This is a genomic window from Pseudogemmobacter blasticus (assembly GCF_003071405.1).
Lineage (GTDB): Bacteria > Pseudomonadota > Alphaproteobacteria > Rhodobacterales > Rhodobacteraceae > Pseudogemmobacter > Pseudogemmobacter blasticus.
Window position 1 is genome coordinate 2,840,034 of the sequence record NZ_CP020470.1, and the last position, 15,184, is coordinate 2,855,217.

The 15,184-nt window shown below is 64.1% G+C and carries 18 protein-coding genes; 10 read left to right on the forward strand and 8 right to left on the reverse strand.

Features of this window, described 5'->3' with window-relative positions; all coding sequences use genetic code 11:
• Positions 1-74 precede the first annotated feature (74 nt).
• A complete protein-coding gene (gene uraH, locus B6K69_RS13865; protein WP_108644194.1) occupies positions 75-437 on the forward strand; it encodes a hydroxyisourate hydrolase in 363 nt (120 codons plus the stop codon).
• Here the strand turns inward: uraH and B6K69_RS13870 are convergent.
• A complete protein-coding gene (locus B6K69_RS13870; protein WP_108644195.1) occupies positions 422-1,171 on the reverse strand; it encodes an alpha/beta fold hydrolase in 750 nt (249 codons plus the stop codon). The two genes, uraH and B6K69_RS13870, sit on opposite strands and share 16 nt — an antisense overlap.
• 125 nt (positions 1,172-1,296) lie before the next feature.
• Here B6K69_RS13870 and B6K69_RS13875 point away from each other — a divergent pair, with 125 nt between their 5' ends.
• A complete protein-coding gene (locus tag B6K69_RS13875) occupies positions 1,297-2,796 on the forward strand; it encodes a DUF2125 domain-containing protein (protein ID WP_108644196.1) in 1,500 nt (499 codons plus the stop codon).
• A gap of 64 nt (positions 2,797-2,860) precedes the next feature.
• Here the strand turns inward: B6K69_RS13875 and B6K69_RS13880 are convergent, their stop codons facing one another.
• Positions 2,861-3,781, reverse strand: coding sequence for a LysR family transcriptional regulator (locus tag B6K69_RS13880; RefSeq protein ID WP_107673732.1), 921 nt, complete (start codon positions 3,779-3,781; stop codon positions 2,861-2,863).
• Between the two features lie 107 nt (positions 3,782-3,888).
• Here B6K69_RS13880 and B6K69_RS13885 point away from each other — a divergent pair, with 107 nt between their 5' ends.
• Positions 3,889-5,121, forward strand: coding sequence for a urate hydroxylase PuuD (locus tag B6K69_RS13885; protein ID WP_108644197.1), 1,233 nt, complete (start codon positions 3,889-3,891; stop codon positions 5,119-5,121).
• An 18-nt stretch (positions 5,122-5,139) separates the two neighbouring features.
• Here B6K69_RS13885 and B6K69_RS13890 read toward each other — a convergent pair whose 3' ends face one another.
• Positions 5,140-5,958: a sulfotransferase family protein gene (locus B6K69_RS13890; RefSeq protein ID WP_108644198.1), complete on the reverse strand. Its 819-nt coding sequence runs from the start codon at positions 5,956-5,958 to the stop codon at positions 5,140-5,142.
• Between B6K69_RS13890 and B6K69_RS18555 the strand changes: the two genes are divergently transcribed.
• The 4 genes from B6K69_RS18555 to B6K69_RS13905 all read left to right on the forward strand — a co-directional run bounded on the left by B6K69_RS18555 (position 5,957) and on the right by B6K69_RS13905 (position 8,595).
• Positions 5,957-6,091 (forward strand): hypothetical protein, encoded by a 135-nt coding sequence (locus B6K69_RS18555; RefSeq protein ID WP_257791664.1) that lies wholly within the window; start codon positions 5,957-5,959, stop codon positions 6,089-6,091. The genes B6K69_RS13890 and B6K69_RS18555 overlap by 2 nt on opposite strands.
• A gap of 12 nt (positions 6,092-6,103) precedes the next feature.
• Positions 6,104-7,681: a DUF5928 domain-containing protein gene (locus B6K69_RS13895; RefSeq protein ID WP_108644199.1), complete on the forward strand. Its 1,578-nt coding sequence runs from the start codon at positions 6,104-6,106 to the stop codon at positions 7,679-7,681.
• A 3-nt stretch (positions 7,682-7,684) separates the two neighbouring features.
• On the forward strand, positions 7,685-8,056 hold the full coding sequence (locus tag B6K69_RS13900; RefSeq protein ID WP_108644200.1) for an HIT domain-containing protein: 372 nt from the start codon (positions 7,685-7,687) through the stop codon (positions 8,054-8,056).
• A 77-nt stretch (positions 8,057-8,133) separates the two neighbouring features.
• Positions 8,134-8,595, forward strand: a complete 462-nt coding sequence (locus tag B6K69_RS13905; RefSeq protein WP_108644201.1) for a DUF1203 domain-containing protein — start codon at positions 8,134-8,136, stop codon at positions 8,593-8,595.
• A gap of 1 nt (position 8,596) precedes the next feature.
• Here B6K69_RS13905 and B6K69_RS13910 read toward each other — a convergent pair whose 3' ends face one another.
• A complete protein-coding gene (locus B6K69_RS13910; RefSeq protein WP_164681963.1) occupies positions 8,597-9,175 on the reverse strand; it encodes a YdeI/OmpD-associated family protein in 579 nt (192 codons plus the stop codon).
• A 1-nt stretch (position 9,176) separates the two neighbouring features.
• Entirely contained in the window at positions 9,177-11,996 is a 2,820-nt protein-coding gene (gene polA, locus B6K69_RS13915; protein WP_108644203.1) for a DNA polymerase I, read from the reverse strand.
• A 35-nt stretch (positions 11,997-12,031) separates the two neighbouring features.
• Between polA and B6K69_RS13920 the strand changes: the two genes are divergently transcribed.
• Positions 12,032-12,505: a hypothetical protein gene (locus B6K69_RS13920; protein WP_108644204.1), complete on the forward strand. Its 474-nt coding sequence runs from the start codon at positions 12,032-12,034 to the stop codon at positions 12,503-12,505.
• Between the two features lie 26 nt (positions 12,506-12,531).
• On the opposite strand, the gene B6K69_RS13925 is transcribed toward B6K69_RS13920, so the two are convergent.
• Entirely contained in the window at positions 12,532-12,717 is a 186-nt protein-coding gene (locus B6K69_RS13925) for a zinc-finger domain-containing protein (protein ID WP_107673723.1), read from the reverse strand.
• 256 nt (positions 12,718-12,973) lie between these two features.
• Between B6K69_RS13925 and B6K69_RS13930 the strand changes: the two genes are divergently transcribed.
• A complete protein-coding gene (locus B6K69_RS13930) occupies positions 12,974-13,348 on the forward strand; it encodes a MerR family transcriptional regulator (RefSeq protein ID WP_108644205.1) in 375 nt (124 codons plus the stop codon).
• The gene (locus tag B6K69_RS13935) at positions 13,345-13,752 is read left to right on the forward strand and encodes a carboxymuconolactone decarboxylase family protein (protein ID WP_108644206.1); all 408 of its coding nucleotides are present in this window, start codon (positions 13,345-13,347) and stop codon (positions 13,750-13,752) included. The genes B6K69_RS13930 and B6K69_RS13935 overlap by 4 nt, the downstream gene beginning before the upstream one ends.
• Here the strand turns inward: B6K69_RS13935 and B6K69_RS13940 are convergent.
• Together B6K69_RS13940 and B6K69_RS13945 are read right to left on the reverse strand one after the other, a co-directional pair.
• Positions 13,749-14,522 carry a hydroxypyruvate isomerase family protein gene (locus B6K69_RS13940; RefSeq protein WP_108644207.1) on the reverse strand — a complete coding sequence of 258 codons (774 nt, stop codon included), beginning with the start codon at positions 14,520-14,522 and terminating at the stop codon, positions 13,749-13,751. The genes B6K69_RS13935 and B6K69_RS13940 overlap by 4 nt on opposite strands.
• Before the next feature lie 12 nt (positions 14,523-14,534).
• Entirely contained in the window at positions 14,535-15,107 is a 573-nt protein-coding gene (locus B6K69_RS13945) for a DUF1285 domain-containing protein (RefSeq protein WP_107673719.1), read from the reverse strand.
• Positions 15,108-15,184: the final 77 nt, after the last annotated feature.

Consider the following 15,184-nt stretch of genomic DNA (forward strand, 5'->3'; position numbering starts at 1 on the left):
CATTCTGGCGCAGGAGGGCGTGGCAAACCATTGCAGAACCGGGCAAGCTGTGACCGGCAGACAGGAGGCGGCGAATGGGCAGCGGGCGGTTGACGACACATGTGCTGGATACCGCGCGGGGCAAACCGGCGGCAGGGGTAAGGATCGCGCTTTACCGGGTCAGCGGCAATTCGCACCGCAAGATCGCCGAAACGGTCACCAATGCCGATGGTCGCACCGACGCACCGATGCTGACGGGCGAGGATTTCACCGAAGGCAGTTATGAACTGGTGTTCTTTGCCGGTGATTATCTGCGCGCCAGCGGGCAGGCCCCGGCTGACGGCGTTCTGTTCCTGGACCAGATTCCGATCCGGTTCGGGGTGCCGGATGCGGCGCAGCACTATCATGTGCCGCTGCTGATCTCTCCCTTTGCCTATTCCACCTATCGCGGAAGCTGATCGGCCATCCTGTGCCGCAGCCGCCCGCCGGCCGATGCGGCGATGCGCAAGAGGCGACGGCGGTCGCCGGCCAGCGCAGCCTCGACCAGGCCGGCCAGTGCGCCGCGGGCCTTGAGATGCGCCATCAGGCCGGAATGGCACTGGTCGGCGAACAACACATGATCAACCCCCGGCGCAGGCGGGAAGCCAAGCGCCTGATCCAGATCATCCTGCATCGCGTGGAACAGCAGGGTCCACCCTGCGGCAGGCGGCGGCGGGCTGATCGGTGCGGCCTGTGCGGCCCAAGGTTGCCAGCGGGGGCTGGCCGGGTCCAGCATGGACTGCGGGCCGAAGGCCAGCGCCACATCGACGGGCAGGACACCGGCCGCGCGCAGCGCCATGTGGCCCCCCATCGAACTGCCCAGTGTCAGGGTCTGGCGAATGTCCTGCCTTTGGCGCACCAGCGCCACTGCCTGTTGCAGCCCTTCCGCAAAATCGGCGGTCTGGCCCCAGCTTCGGCGGGCGTCGGTTACGAACAGGGCTGATCGCCCGCCCGCCGTGGCCGTGCCAACGAATTCCGGCGATGGTGCGCGGGCCGGATCATGGCCGATCGAGGCAAAGGCGATCACCAGCGCCCCCGGGAACGCCCCCGTGCTGCCGGCCATCAGGTCAAAGGCCAGCCCGCCCTGTTCGACCAGGCGTTCAAACGGGCGCGGCGGACAGGCGGCGCGGTCTGCTGTTGGCGGCACGGTCATTCACCCTGTCCGGTTCTCACCTCTCGCGCCGGATAAGGTGATGAATACCCTGCTTGCGGGCGCGGCGCAAAACCGCTTTGGTGTGCGCCGAAAAACCTGACGACTTTCCCGAGGAGACGTAACACATGTTCCACTACAAGGCATTGGCAGCCTCTTCCGCCCTGGTTTTCCTGATGGGCGGCACGGCCCATGCCGCGTTGACCGCGGATCAGGTGTGGCAGTCCTGGAAGGACGCGGCCAAGCTGGCCGGGCTTGAGATCACCTCGGCGACCGAGGCGAATTCGGGCGGCGTTCTGACGCTGAACGGCGTCACCATCGCCCCGCCCGGCAAGACCGATGGCCTGAAGGTTTCCGACATCATCCTGACCGAGGAATCAGACGGGTCCGTCACCATCCGCCCGGGCGCCACCATCGGCGCCGATGGCGGCGAGGCGGGCCGTCTGGCGATCACCCATGAGGGGCTGGAACTGAAAGCGCGCGAAGGCGATGCCGGGGCGCTGGTCTATGACTACAGCGCCGACAAGCTGTCGGCGATCGCGACCTTTGTCACCGATGGCGTCACCTTCACCGAAGAGCCGGCGAAGAAGGTCACCAACGATGTCGTGGTGAACTTCGATGACCTGAAGGGCACCTATACCGATGCGCCCGGTACCAACCGCACCTTCAGCATGGATATTGCGACGTCGAAACTGGCCTATGAGGTCAAGACCGATGATCCGAACATGCAGATGAAGAACGTCAGCACCAGCACGACCGACGATGTTGCCATGTCGTTCAAGCTGGCCTTGCCGTCGACCCTGCCTCTGGCCGAGATCAACAGCCCCGCCGGGTTCGGCAAGGCGCTGGAAGAAGGCATGGCGGCTTCGTTCACCACCAAGCAGGGCGCGACCACCGGCACCATCAGCCAGGAAGACCAGATGTTCCCCTATCAGGGAACCATCGCCTCGGCCGGTGGCGAGGGGGCGTTCTCGATCGACAAGTCGGTCGTATCGGTCCAGTCGCAAGGTGGCGGCCTGGTGGTTGACATCACCTCGCCTTCCGTGCCGGCACCGATCAAGGTTTCGGTCGAAAGCATGGTGATGAACCTGCTGTCGCCGATGAAGGCGGTCGATGCGGCGGCTGATTACGGGGTAACGCTGAAGCTGGGCCAACTGACCCTGAACGATGAGCTTTGGGGTCTGGTCGATGCGGGGGGCGCGCTGAAGCGTGAACCGTTCGATCTGGTGATTGATGTGAACGGCAAGACCAAGATCGACTGGCCGGCCATCATCGCGGCCGATGAAACCGGCAGCCAGCCGCCGGTTCCGGCGCCTGAAACGCTGAACATCACCGAAATCGCGCTCAAGGTGGCCGGGGCGGCGGCCAACGCGACCGGCGCCTTCACCTTCGACAATTCGATGGGCGCCCCCATGCCCCTGGGCACCGCCGATGTCAGCGTGACCGGCGCGAATGCGCTGATCGACGGTCTGATCAAGACCGGACTTGTGAAGGAAGAAGACGCAATGGGCGTTCGGATGATGATGGGCGCCTTCATGACGCCGGGCAGCGAACCCGACAGCCTGACCTCGAAGATCGAAGCCAAGGAGGGCTTCCAGATCTTCGTGAACGGCCAGCGGATTCAGTAATCCGGGGTCACGCTGACCCGACTTAAGCAGACAGGAGGCGCGGACCGAAAGGACCGCGCCTTTCTCATGCGCCGTCTGTGGCGCGGCGCATCGCTTCGCGGATGTGCAGGGTGATGAAATCGGTGAACAGGCGGACCTTGGGGTCTTTCAGCCGCCGATGCGGGCTGAGCGAGGACAGTTGGGTTGGCACCGGCGGGGTTGCCGTGGCCACGGGCACAAGCCGGCCGTCGCGCAGGTATTCGGCCACTTCGAAAACCGGCTTCAGCACCACGCCCCGGCCATCCAGCGCCCAGCCGGTCAGCACGTCGCCGTCATCCGATTCGAAGGGTCCGCCGATCTCGAACCGGCGCGGACCTTCGGGGGTTTGCAGCGTCCACTGGAATTCCTTGGCACCGGGAAAGCGCAGGTTCAGGCAATCATGCCGGTCAGAGACCAGCGCCGCCCCATCGGCCGGCAGGCCCCGGCGGGCAATATAGCCCGGCGCGGCGCACAGCACGCGCGGACATTCCGCCACCAGCCGCACCTTCAGCGTGCTGTCATCCAGCAGGCCCAGATGAAAGGCCACGTCGATGCCTTCCGCCACCACGTCGATGCTGCGGTCCGACAGGCGCAGCCGCACGTCGATCTGCGGGTAAAGATCCTTGAACACCGGCACCTGCGGCGCGATCAGCCGCCGCCCGATCCCCAGCGGGGCCGCCACGAATAGCGTGCCGCGCGGGTTCTGCGTCACGTCCATCACCGCCGCTTCGGCGTCATCAATCGCCTCCAGGATGCGGCGGGCGCCGTCATAGAAGATGCGGCCATTCTCGGTGGGTTGCAGGCTGCGGGTGGTGCGGTTGAACAGGCGCACACCCAGATGCCGCTCAAGATCGGAAATCCGCGCCGAGGCAACCGCCGGCGACGTGCGCTGGTCGCGCGCGGCGGCGCTCATATTGCCCAATTCGTAGACACGAACGAACATGCGGATGTTGTTCACATAGCTCATCGGGCGCGATTGTCTTTGCAGGATTGAAAGTCATCAGGCGATTGACAGGGTTATCAGGAAAAGCCCCGTCGGTATAGCGTGGCGAAAAAGACAGGGAGCCGGACAAGATGTATGACTGGGTGGTGCTCTGGGACTGGGTGATGATCGCGGCGCGCTGGCTGCATGTGATCACCGCCATCGCCTGGATCGGATCGTCCTTCTATTTCATCGCGCTGGACCTGGGTCTGCACCGCGACCGCAACCTTGCCAGTGGTGCCGATGGCGAGGAATGGCAGGTTCATGGCGGTGGCTTCTACCACATCCAGAAATACCTTGTGGCGCCCGAGGCGATGCCGGACCATCTGATCTGGTTCAAATGGGAAAGCTACGCCACCTGGCTGTCGGGTTTTGCCATGCTGGTGCTGGTCTACTACCTGGGGGCAGAGCTTTACCTGATCGACCCCACGGTGATGGACCTGTCGGTCTGGCAGGCGGTGGCCATCTCGATGGCGTCGCTGGCCTTTGGATGGATCGTCTACAACGCCATCTGCAAGATCTTCGTCAATGCCAACCAGACCCTTGTGATGCTGGCGCTGTTTGTCGTGCTGGTGGGGATGAGCTGGTTTTACACCCAGGTGTTCTCGGGCCGGGCGGCGCTGCTGCATCTGGGGGCGTTCACCGCCTCGATCATGTCGGGCAACGTGTTCTTCATCATCATGCCGAACCAACGCATCGTGGTGGCCGACCTGAAGGCAGGGCGGAAGCCCGATCCGAAATATGGCAAGATCGCCAAGCAGCGGTCGATGCACAACAATTACCTGACGCTGCCGGTCATCTTCCTGATGCTGTCGAACCATTATCCGCTGGTGTTTGCGACGGAATGGAACTGGGTGATCGCCAGTCTGGTGTTCCTGATGGGGGTCACCATCCGGCACTGGTTCAACACCCGCCATGCCCGCAAGGGCAACCCGCACTGGACCTGGGCGGTGACGGCGCTGCTGTTCCTGGCCATCGCCTGGCTGTCCACCGCACCCATGCGCACCACGCCCGAGCCCGAGGCGCAGTTGCGGGGGGATGCGCTGCGCTATGCCGCCGCCCCGGGCTTCGCCGAGGTGGTGGGTATCGTGCAGGGCCGGTGCAGCATGTGCCATGCGGCGCAGCCGTCCTGGGAAGGGCTGCACTGGCCGCCCAAGGGGGTGGTTCTGGAAACCGAATCCGAGATCGCCCATCAGGCGGCCCGGATCGTGATGCAGGCCGGCCTGACCCATGCGATGCCGCCCGGCAACCGCAGCTTCATGGAGCCGGAAGAGCGGGCCCGAATCGTGGAATGGTTCCGGGCCGCCGGAGGCGACCCGGTCTAAGGTGCCGGTGCGGGGCCGTTACTTGCCCAGTTTGGCGTGAACTTCGTCCAGATCGACCGGCCCCTTCGGCATCTTGTTGCCGGGGTTCTCGAAGTCATAACGGAAAAGCTGGAAGTCGCGTTTGTAGATTTCCCAGACGAGATGCATCGACAGATCGTCGAAGTAGTCCTCAACCGGATGGGCACGCTTGGGGCCGTGCCCTTCGCTTTCGTTGAAGCGCGGAATCGTCTTGAGGTCGACCTTGTGCTTGACCTTGATGTCATCCAGCACGCTTTGCATCCCTTCGTCGAACTTCTCGGTGAAGAAGATGTTGTTGTAGCGGCCGCCGTTCACGATGAAGGTCGAGATATGGCCCGACATGGCCGACCAGTGGATGTCGGGTTCCATCGGCTTTTTCCAGCGGATGGTGTCGCGCGCGAACAGCAGGAAGCGGCGGAACGACTTGATCTGGTCGAACTCCTGCTTGCCATCGGGGCCACCCACCTCGATCCCGTATTTCTGGATCAGCAGCGGCACCAGGTTGCCGCGATAACGTTTCCCGTTGCGCTGGATGCCACAGATCTTGTCGAAGAACGATGACAGGATGCGGGTATAGGGGTTGCGCACGCAGGTGAAGGCATAAGACCCATGCGTCTTCACATTGCGCTCGATCACCGGCTGGCTCGCCTCGATCGCCCATTTGTGCATACCTTCGGTTGCATCATGGATGTCGCCGTCGAAGAATCGGCCATGGTCCGAGTAAAACATGATCTGACCAATGGTCGAACAGGCGCATTTCGGCACCACACGGTAGACCACGCTCTCACTTTCCGTCATCCAGGTGCCGGGGAAACCCATGATCGCTACTCCTGCTCTCAACTTAGCGGATCGTCCCGCTTCGCAACTTCTGCCGGAACAGATCAAAGATGGATTGCCTTTTCAAGGAAGCTTCAAGCAATTAATGCGTGTTCCTGAAGTGAAATGGACCTGATTGCCCCGCGCCATGGTAAAGATTGCCTACATCCTGCTGTGCCACAAAGACCCTGATGGCATTGTCACCCAGGCCGAGCGCCTGACGGCGGTTGGCGATTTTGTGTCGATTCACTTCGATGGCCGCGCCAAACGGGAAGATTACGACCGGATTCGCACCGCCCTGGCCGACAACCCCTCGGTCACCTTCGCCAAGCGGCGGGTGAAGTGTGGCTGGGGCGAATGGAGCCTGGTCGACGCCACGCTTCAGGCCCTTTATGCGGCCGTCGATGCCTTCCCGCGTGCCACCCATTTCTACATGCTTTCGGGCGACTGTATGCCGATCAAGTCAGGCGAATATGCGCATGACTTCCTGCAGAAGGCCGATGTCGACTACATCGAAAGTTTTGATTTCTTCGCGTCTGACTGGATCAAGACCGGCATCAAGGAAGAGCGGCTGATCTACCGCCACTGGTTCAACGAACGGACGCAGAAGACATGGTTCTACCGCTCGATGGAGTGGCAAAAGTCCCTTGGGCTTGCCCGCAAGGTGCCGTCCGACCTGGCGATCCAGATCGGCAGCCAGTGGTGGTGCCTGCGCCGCCAGACCATCGAACGATTGCTGAAGTTCATCCGCAAGCGCCCCGATGTGATGCGGTTCTTCCGCACAACCTGGATTCCCGATGAAACCTTCTTCCAGACCCTGGTGCGCCATCTGGTGCCCGAAACCGAAATCCGGTCGCGGACGCTGACCTTCCTTGTCTTCACCGACTATGGGATGCCGCAGACCTTCTACAACGATCACTATGACCTGCTGCTCAGCCAGGATTACCTGTTCGCCCGCAAGATCAGCCCCGACGCGCATGAGCTGAAGGCACGGCTTGGGGCGCTGTATTCCGCCGAAGGGCACGAGTTCCGCATTTCCGGCGAAGGGCGGCGGCTGTTCACCTTCCTGACCGGGCGCGGACGGATCGGCCGGCGCTTTGCGCCCCGGTTCTGGGAATCCGAATCCTCGGTGGGCCGCAACCGCACGCTGATGATGGTGACCTGCAAGAAATGGCATGTTGCCAAGCGTCTGGTGTCCCGCATCCGGGCTGTCACGGGAACGCCTGCCATCGACTATCTGTTCGACGAAGCCTCGACCGCGCTGCCGGATCTGGGCGGCATCCAGTCCACCCTGGAAAAGCGTGCCCGCCACCGCCGGGCGCTGGTGCGGATGTTGTTCGACTACTACAAGACCGACCGGCTGATTTTCTGTATCGACCCGGCCTCGGTCGAGATGATCCGCGATTTCTACAACGACAAGGCCAAGGTTCGGCTGCTTGAGATCGAGTGTGATTTCACCGACGATTACCTGATCGGCCATGCCCGCCGGGTTGGGCTGGCCGGGGGCTCCACGCCACAAGATACGCTGAACCGCCTGTTGCCGACGATCCGCTATGATGTGCGCTTTGAAAGCGAGCGGCTGCGCGAGATGGATTTCTCGGGCTTCCAGGTGATCCGTCAGTCGGCCGACGCCGACGAAAATGCCGTGTCACTGGCCGCCTTTCTTGATATCCCGGCCGAGAAGGCGCGCGAGATCGCCGCCACCGAATACCTGTTTGTGGATTGAGCCATGGCCTATACCTACGATCCCCAGAACATCTTTGCCCGCATCCTGCGCGGTGAGATCCCGAACAAGACCGTCGCGGAAACGGTGCATACGCTGGTGTTTCACGACATCAATCCCCATGCGCCGGTGCATTTTCTGGCCATTCCCAAGGGGCCTTATGTGAACTTCGATCACTTCGCGGCCGAAGCCAGCGTCGAAGAGATTGTCGATTTCCACCGGACCGTGGCCAGTGTCATCGCCGATCTGGGGCTGGCGGGTGAGGCAGGTTATCGCGCCATCACCAATGCCGGGGTGTCGGGTATGCAGGAAGTGCCGCATTACCACCTGCATATCCTGGGGGGCCGGGTCTTGGGGCGGCTGGTCGGGCCTGCCTGACCGCTTTGCGCAAGTTCCGGGTCGCCTGAAGTGCTGGCGGCTGGCATCCGGGGGCACCAGACGCGAGAGGTGCCGCAATGATCCGTTTTTCCCCGATCCCGACCGAGGTTGTCCGCGCCTATCAGGCCGGCGGGCCTGATGCCAACGGCCAGACACCCGAGCGGCACCTGTCTGATGGCAAGGGTGTGCCCTGCCGGCATTGCCTGCAACAGGTGCCCGCCGGGCGCGCGTATCTGATTCTTGCACACCGGCCGTTTCCCGCGCCGCAGCCCTATGCCGAAATCGGGCCAATCTTCCTGTGCGCCGATGCCTGCGCGGCAGGGGGCGGGGCAGAGTTGCCGGAGATTCTGTCCGCGCCGGACTACATCGTCCGCGGCTATGGCACCGATGATCGCATCGTCTATGGCACCGGCGCCGTCATCCCGCGCGACGCAATCGCCGCCACGGCACAGGAATTGCTGGCCGATCCGGCCATCGCCTATGTCCACGTCCGCTCGGCGCGGAACAACTGCTTCCAGTGCCGGGTTGACCGCGCCTGACCTAACGCCGGAACGGGGTGGGGCGCAGCCCCTGCGCCAGACTGGCCCGGATGTCCTCGATCCGCTTGGCGCGTGTCCCGGCGGTGCGGGCAGTCTTGACCCATTCCAGCGCCGCGCGCTTGACCGACCGGGGAAAGGCATCCCAGCCGGCCACCAGCGGCCCAAGGGCAAGATCCAGATCGGCAGGGCGTTCCAGCCGCTCCACATCGTCCAGAAACGACCAGGCGCCGTTCGCCTGCGCGGCGGCAATCGCCGCTTCGCCGGCCGCCGTCATCGCGCCCGAAGCGCGGGCCTGTTCGACCAGCCGCTTGTTCACCGCAGACCAGGCCGAATCTGGCCGCCGCGGCGCGATCAGGATCATCGAACGGTCTGCATCCAGCGCGCGGGGCAGGCTGTTGATCCAGCCCCAGCACAGCAGTTCCTCGGTGCTGGCCTCGGGCGGCAGATAATCGGCATGGTGCGGGCGATAGGCGGCCAGCCAGACCGGGCCGGGTTCGGCATGATGCTGCGCCAGCCAGTCGCGCAAGTCCTGCCGTGACCGGACGGTGACGACAGGCGCCGTTTCGGCGGGCCGGGCCATGTCAGTGCGCTTCGGCCCAGTTGCGGCCCTGACCGGCATCAACCACCAGCGGCACCTTCAGCGGCACGACCGGGTGATTTGCCTGTTCCATCGTGTCGCGGGCGGCCTTGATCAGCGCCTCGGCCGCGCCTTCCTCGACCTCGAACAGCAGTTCGTCATGCACCTGCAACAGCATTCTGGCCGGTAACCCTTCAATGGCGGCAGGCATACGGATCATGGCGCGGCGGATCACATCGGCGGCCGTGCCCTGAATCGGCGCATTGATGGCGGCACGCTTGGCAAAGCCGGCGCCGGGGCCCTTGGCGTTGATCTCGGGCGTGTGGATCTTGCGGCCGAACAGGGTTTGCACAAAGCCGTTGTCCTTGGCGAACTTCACGGTGGCATCCATGTATTCGCGGATGCCGGGGAACCGCTCGAAGTAGCGGTCGATGAAGCCCTGCGCTTCGGCGCGCGGGATGCGCAGGTTGCGGGCCAGACCAAAGCCGGAGATGCCATAGATCACGCCGAAGTTGATGGCCTTGGCCCGGCGGCGGATTTCCGGTGTCATCTGGTCAAGCGGCACGTTGAACATTTCGCTGGCAGTCATGGCGTGAATGTCCAGCCCGTCCCTGAACGCCTGCTGCAGCGCCGGGATGTCGGCCATATGGGCCAGGATGCGCAGTTCGATCTGGCTGTAGTCAAGGCTGACCAGAACCTTGCCCTTCGGCGCCACGAAGGCCTCGCGGATGCGGCGGCCTTCTTCGGTGCGGACGGGAATGTTCTGCAGGTTCGGATCGGTGGAAGCCAGCCGCCCGGTGTTCGCCCCCGCGATGGAGTAAGAGGTGTGAACCCGCCCCGTTTCGGGGTTGATCGCCTGTTGCAGCGCATCGGTATAGGTCGATTTCAGCTTGGAAATCTGCCGCCAGTCCAGAACCTTGGCCGCCAGACGCGCGCCCTTCGGATGGCTGTCTTCCAGGGTGGTGATGTCTTCCAGCACGTCCGCCCCGGTGGCATAGGCACCCGTCTTGCCCTTTTCGCCGCCGGGCACCCCCATGCGGTCAAACAGAACCTCGCCCAGTTGCTTGGGCGATCCGACGTTGAATTTTTCGCCGGCGATGTCCTGGATCTCGTCCTCATACTGCGCCAGCTTCTGGGCAAAGGCGTTCGACATGCGGGACAGCGTGTCACGGTCCACCAGAACACCGGCCATTTCCATATCGGCCAGCACGGTTACCAGCGGGCGCTCCAGCGTTTCGTAAACGGTGGTCACGCGGGCGCGGTGCAGTTGCGGCTTGAACTTCTGCCACAGGCGCAGCGTCACGTCGGCATCTTCGGCGGCGTATTTCACCGCATCCTCGATCCCGACCCGGTCAAAGGTAAGCTGTGACTTGCCGCTGCCCAGCAGAGACTTGATCGGGATCGGCTGGTGGCCAAGGTGGCGTTCGGACAACTCATCCATGCCGTGGTTGTTCAGCCCGGCCGACAGGGCATAGCTCATCAGCATCGTGTCGTCGAACGGCGTAATGCGGATGCCGTGGCGGGCAAAGATCTTCCAGTCATACTTCATGTTCTGGCCGATCTTCAGGATGGCCGGATCTTCCAGAAGCGGTTTCAGGGCCTTTAGCGTTTCATCCAGCCCAAGCTGGCCCGCGACCAGTTCGGTCGACCCGAACAGATCACCGCCGCCCTGCTTGTGGCCAAGCGGAACATAGGCGGCCTGACCGGCATCGACCGAAAGCGAGATGCCCACCAGTTCGGCCTGCATCTCGTCCAGCGAGGTAGTTTCGGTATCCACGGCGACATGGCCCACGTCGCGGATGCGGGCGATCCAGCGGTCCAGCGCCGCGCGGTCGCGGATGGCCTCATAGGCGGCATGGTCGAAGGGAAGGCGCGTTTCCTCGGCGGTTTGCGGGCCGTCGTCGCTGCGGGCCTCGATCACCGGGGCGGCGATCTTCAGCCGTTCCGAGACCCGGCGCGCCAGGCTGCGGAACTCCATCTCGGTCAGGAAGGCCATCAGCTTTTCGGGGTCAGGCGTCGTGACCTCAAGCGCGTCCAGCGTGACCGGAACCGGGGCGTTGGCGTCCAGCGACACCAGTTGCTTCGAGATGCGGATCAGATCGGCGTTCTGTTCCAGCGCCTCGCGCCGCTTGGGCTGCTTGATCTCGGACGCGCGGGACAGCAGGTCTTCCAGACTGCCGAATTCGTTGATCAGCAGCGCCGCCGTTTTCAGGCCGATGCCGGGCGCGCCGGGCACGTTGTCGGTGCTGTCGCCGGCAAGTGCCTGAACATCCACGACCTTGTCTGGGGTGACGCCGAATTTCTCCATCACCTCATCCGGGCCGATGGGGCGGTTCTTCATCGGGTCATGCATGTCCACGCCGGGGCGGACAAGCTGCATCAGATCCTTGTCCGACGAGACGATGGTGCAGCTTCCCCCCGCCTCGACCGCCTGCCGGGCGAGGGTGGCGATGATGTCGTCAGCCTCATAATCCGGCACCTCGATGCAGGCCACGTTGAAGGCGCGGGTGGCTTCGCGGGTCAGCGGGAATTGCGGGCGCAGGTCTTCGGGCGGTTCGGGGCGGTTGGCCTTGTAGGGGGCGTAAAGGCGGTTGCGGAAGGTCTTCGAGGAATGGTCGAAGATCACCGCGATATGCGTGGCCGCCCCGGCGCCCTTGTCGCGGGTGATCTCGCCCCAGAGGATGGACGAGAACCCGGCCACAGCCCCCACGGGCAACCCGTCGGATTGCCGGGTCAGCGGCGGCAGCGCGTGGTAGGCCCGGAAGATATAGGCCGAACCGTCGATGAGGTGCAGGTGGTGACCCTTGCCGAAGGTGCCCGTCATGTTACTGTCTTCCCTTGTCTGACGTAGGTTGTGCCATGTTCCGCAGCATCGTTCCACCGCTTGTCTTCCTGTCCGCGCTGGCTGCCGGGCCGGCCCGGACGGAAGAGCCACCTTGTGATCTGGTGCCGGGAGACACGTCAAGCTGTGTGCGGTTCATAGCTTGCTGGGGAGAGCAGGGGCGGTGGCTGGACGGACAGGCCTATGGCTGGGATCAGGGTAACCTGCACGCAGTCGCAAATGACGGTGTGGTCTGCGAAGGCAAATGGACAACACTCTCCGGCTTTGGCGGTGGTCGGGCGGATGTGTTCTGCGACGATGGCAACCGGGTTTCGGTGCTGTACTTTTCGCAGGACCCGGCGACTGGCACGGTAAGTGGCCGCGGCATGGCCAATACCGGCGAGATCGTCGAGGGCTGGTCAGGCGAGCATGTGCTGGAGTTCTTCCGCGATGGAAATCCTGCGGCTGAGGCCGTCATGCAGTGCGGCGACTACAGCATACCCCTGAGTTGAGGCTGGCCGTTACGGCAGAGCCGCGCCTAGTGATCGGAATGGGCGTGTTCGCGGTCGATCTCGAACCGGCGGTCGCAGTAGCCACATTCGACCCAGCCGCGATCTTCGGGGATCACAAGCCAGACGCGGGGATGGCCAAGCGCGCCTTCGCCGCCGTCGCAGGCCACTTTCCAACTGGTGACGACCTTGGTCTCGGGGGCGGGTGCGGGCATGGGCGGCGGTCCTTCGGATGCGATGAAAGACATATTACGGATGCGGAAGACCGCGACAAGGGGGCGCTGGCCACTCCGGCGGCAAGGCCCTGAAATGGCAGAAAAAACGCTGTCTTTCTTCCATCTTCCCCACGTCTTCCTTCCGTCTTGCCCATTGCGCGCGAATCGGCCGGATTTGCCGGCCACGAAACGGGGCTTGACCTAGAGCGCACTCAAACCCGTAGCTTCGCGGCATCCTTGGCGAAAGGCGCGCGGAATGAAGATCGGAGACCTGGCGCGGCGGGCGGGGCTGAGTGTCCATACCCTGCGCTATTACGAACGCATCGGGCTGTTGCCGCGCGCGGACCGCGACGGCGGCGGGCGGCGCGATTATGACGCTGCGATCCTGACCTGGATCGGGTTCCTGCGGCGGCTGAAGACCACCGGGATGCCCCTGCGCGAGATGCAGCGCTATGCCGGGCTGCGCCGGCAGGGGGACGGGACCGGCCCGGAACGCCGCGCCCTGCTGGAGGCGCATCGGGAAACGGTGCGCGCACAGGTGGAAGAGTTGCAGGCCTGCCTGTCGGTTCTGGACGCCAAGATCGAAAGCTACAGGACGGCTGACACGGCCGGGAAAGGAACAGCACCATGAGGGCGGATCACGATCCGGGCGAAACCCGGTTGCAGCGTGGGCAGCGCGCGTTGGCAGCGATTGACGGCGAAGCGGGGCAGAAGGTGATCGAGTCTCTGGCCGGGATCGCACCGGATTTCGCCACCTATCTGTTCGAGTTCCCTTTCGGTGACATCTATTCCCGCCCCGGCCTTTCGCTGCGGGACCGCGAGATCGCCACGATTGCGGCGCTGGCCGCGCTGGGCACGGCGCAACCGCAACTGAAGGTGCATGTCGCGGCCGGGCTGAACGTGGGCCTGAGCCAGGACGAGATTACCGAGATCCTGATGCAGATGGCGGTCTATGCGGGTTTTCCGGCGGCGCTGAACGGGTTGTTCGCAGCGCAAGAGGTGTTCGCGGCACGGGCCGGGGGCGGCGCGGGCTAACCCCCGATCAGGGCGCTGCGCGACTTGAGGGCGGTCAGCCAGAACAGACCCTGGGCCGTGCCCTTGGCGGGCACATATTCGGCAGCGATCCAGAGGTCGGGCAGGGCGTCCACCTCATCGCAAAGCTGGGGCAGCGAGAAGCCGCCGCCGCCGGGTTCGTTGCGGCCGGGAAAACCCGCGATCTGCACATGCGCGACGCGGTGCCGGTGCGCGGCCCAGACGGCGGCGGCATCGCCATGCAGCCGGGCGGCGTGCCACAGGTCGAATTGCAGGCCGATGCGCGGATTGGCCAGATCGTCCAGAATGCGGGCCGCCTGATCGTAGTCGTTCAGGAAATAGCCCGGCATGTCATCGGGGTTCAGCGGCTCGATTGTCAGGGTCAGGTCGGGGGCCTGCGCGGCGGCCCAGGCCAGGTTCTCGACATAGATCGCCTCGGCCTGCGGGCCCTTGGCGACACCGGCCATCACATGCACGCGGCCGGCCCCCAGCCGGGTGGCGTAATCGGCGGCGCGCAGGAACCCGTCGCGGAACTTGCCTTCATCTTCCGGGCGGGCGGCAAAGCCGCGGTCGCCCGAGATCCAGTCGCCGGGGGGCGTGTTGATCAGCACCAGCGGCAGGCCGTTCAGCGCGCGTTCCCATTCGGCCACCGGGGAATCGTAGGGGAACAGCACCTCAACCCCGTCGAACCCCGATTTCGCGGCCCAGTCGGGCCGGTCAAGCATGGGCACTTCGTTGAAGAGAAGCGTGAGGTTTGCGGCGAAACGGGGCATTCAGGCCTGTGTTCAGGGCAGTTCGGAGGACGGGATCACCGGAAAGAACGCGCCCTGTGACCAGAGGCCAAACCAGCTAGCGCCCTCATGCGGCTCGTGGCAACCTAATTCGATCAGGCGGTAAAAGGATTTCCGGTCGATCAGCGCCCAGAGATCGGCGCGGACCAGCACATAGGGCGAAGGTTCGCCGTCAGCGGCGCGGCTGACGCGGATGGGGCGGTCGGGGCCGGCGGTGACTTCATCTTCGGTTTTCGTCACGAAGGTCAGGCTCTGGTCGCGGCCCTGACCTGTGGCGGTGAAATCCACTGCCAGCAGCGGGGCATCGTCAACGGTGATGCCCACCTTTTCGACCGGGGTGACCAGGAAGTAACGGTCGCCTTCGCGTTTCAGGATGGACGAGAACAGCTTGACCAGCGGCGCGCGGCCGATGGGGGTGCCCAGATAGTACCAGGTGCCGTCGCGGGCGATGCGGATGTCAAGATCGCCGCAGAAGGGCGGGTTCCACAGATGCACCGGCGGCGGCCCCTTGGCGCCGGCGGCCTTCACGGAGGCGACAAGTCCATCGGCGGAAGGTTTCACGATCATTTGTGTCAAGTCCCCTTTCGGGATTTGCGGTCGCAGCGGGATTTCGGTCTAATGTCCAGGATACAGGGATCAGGGGA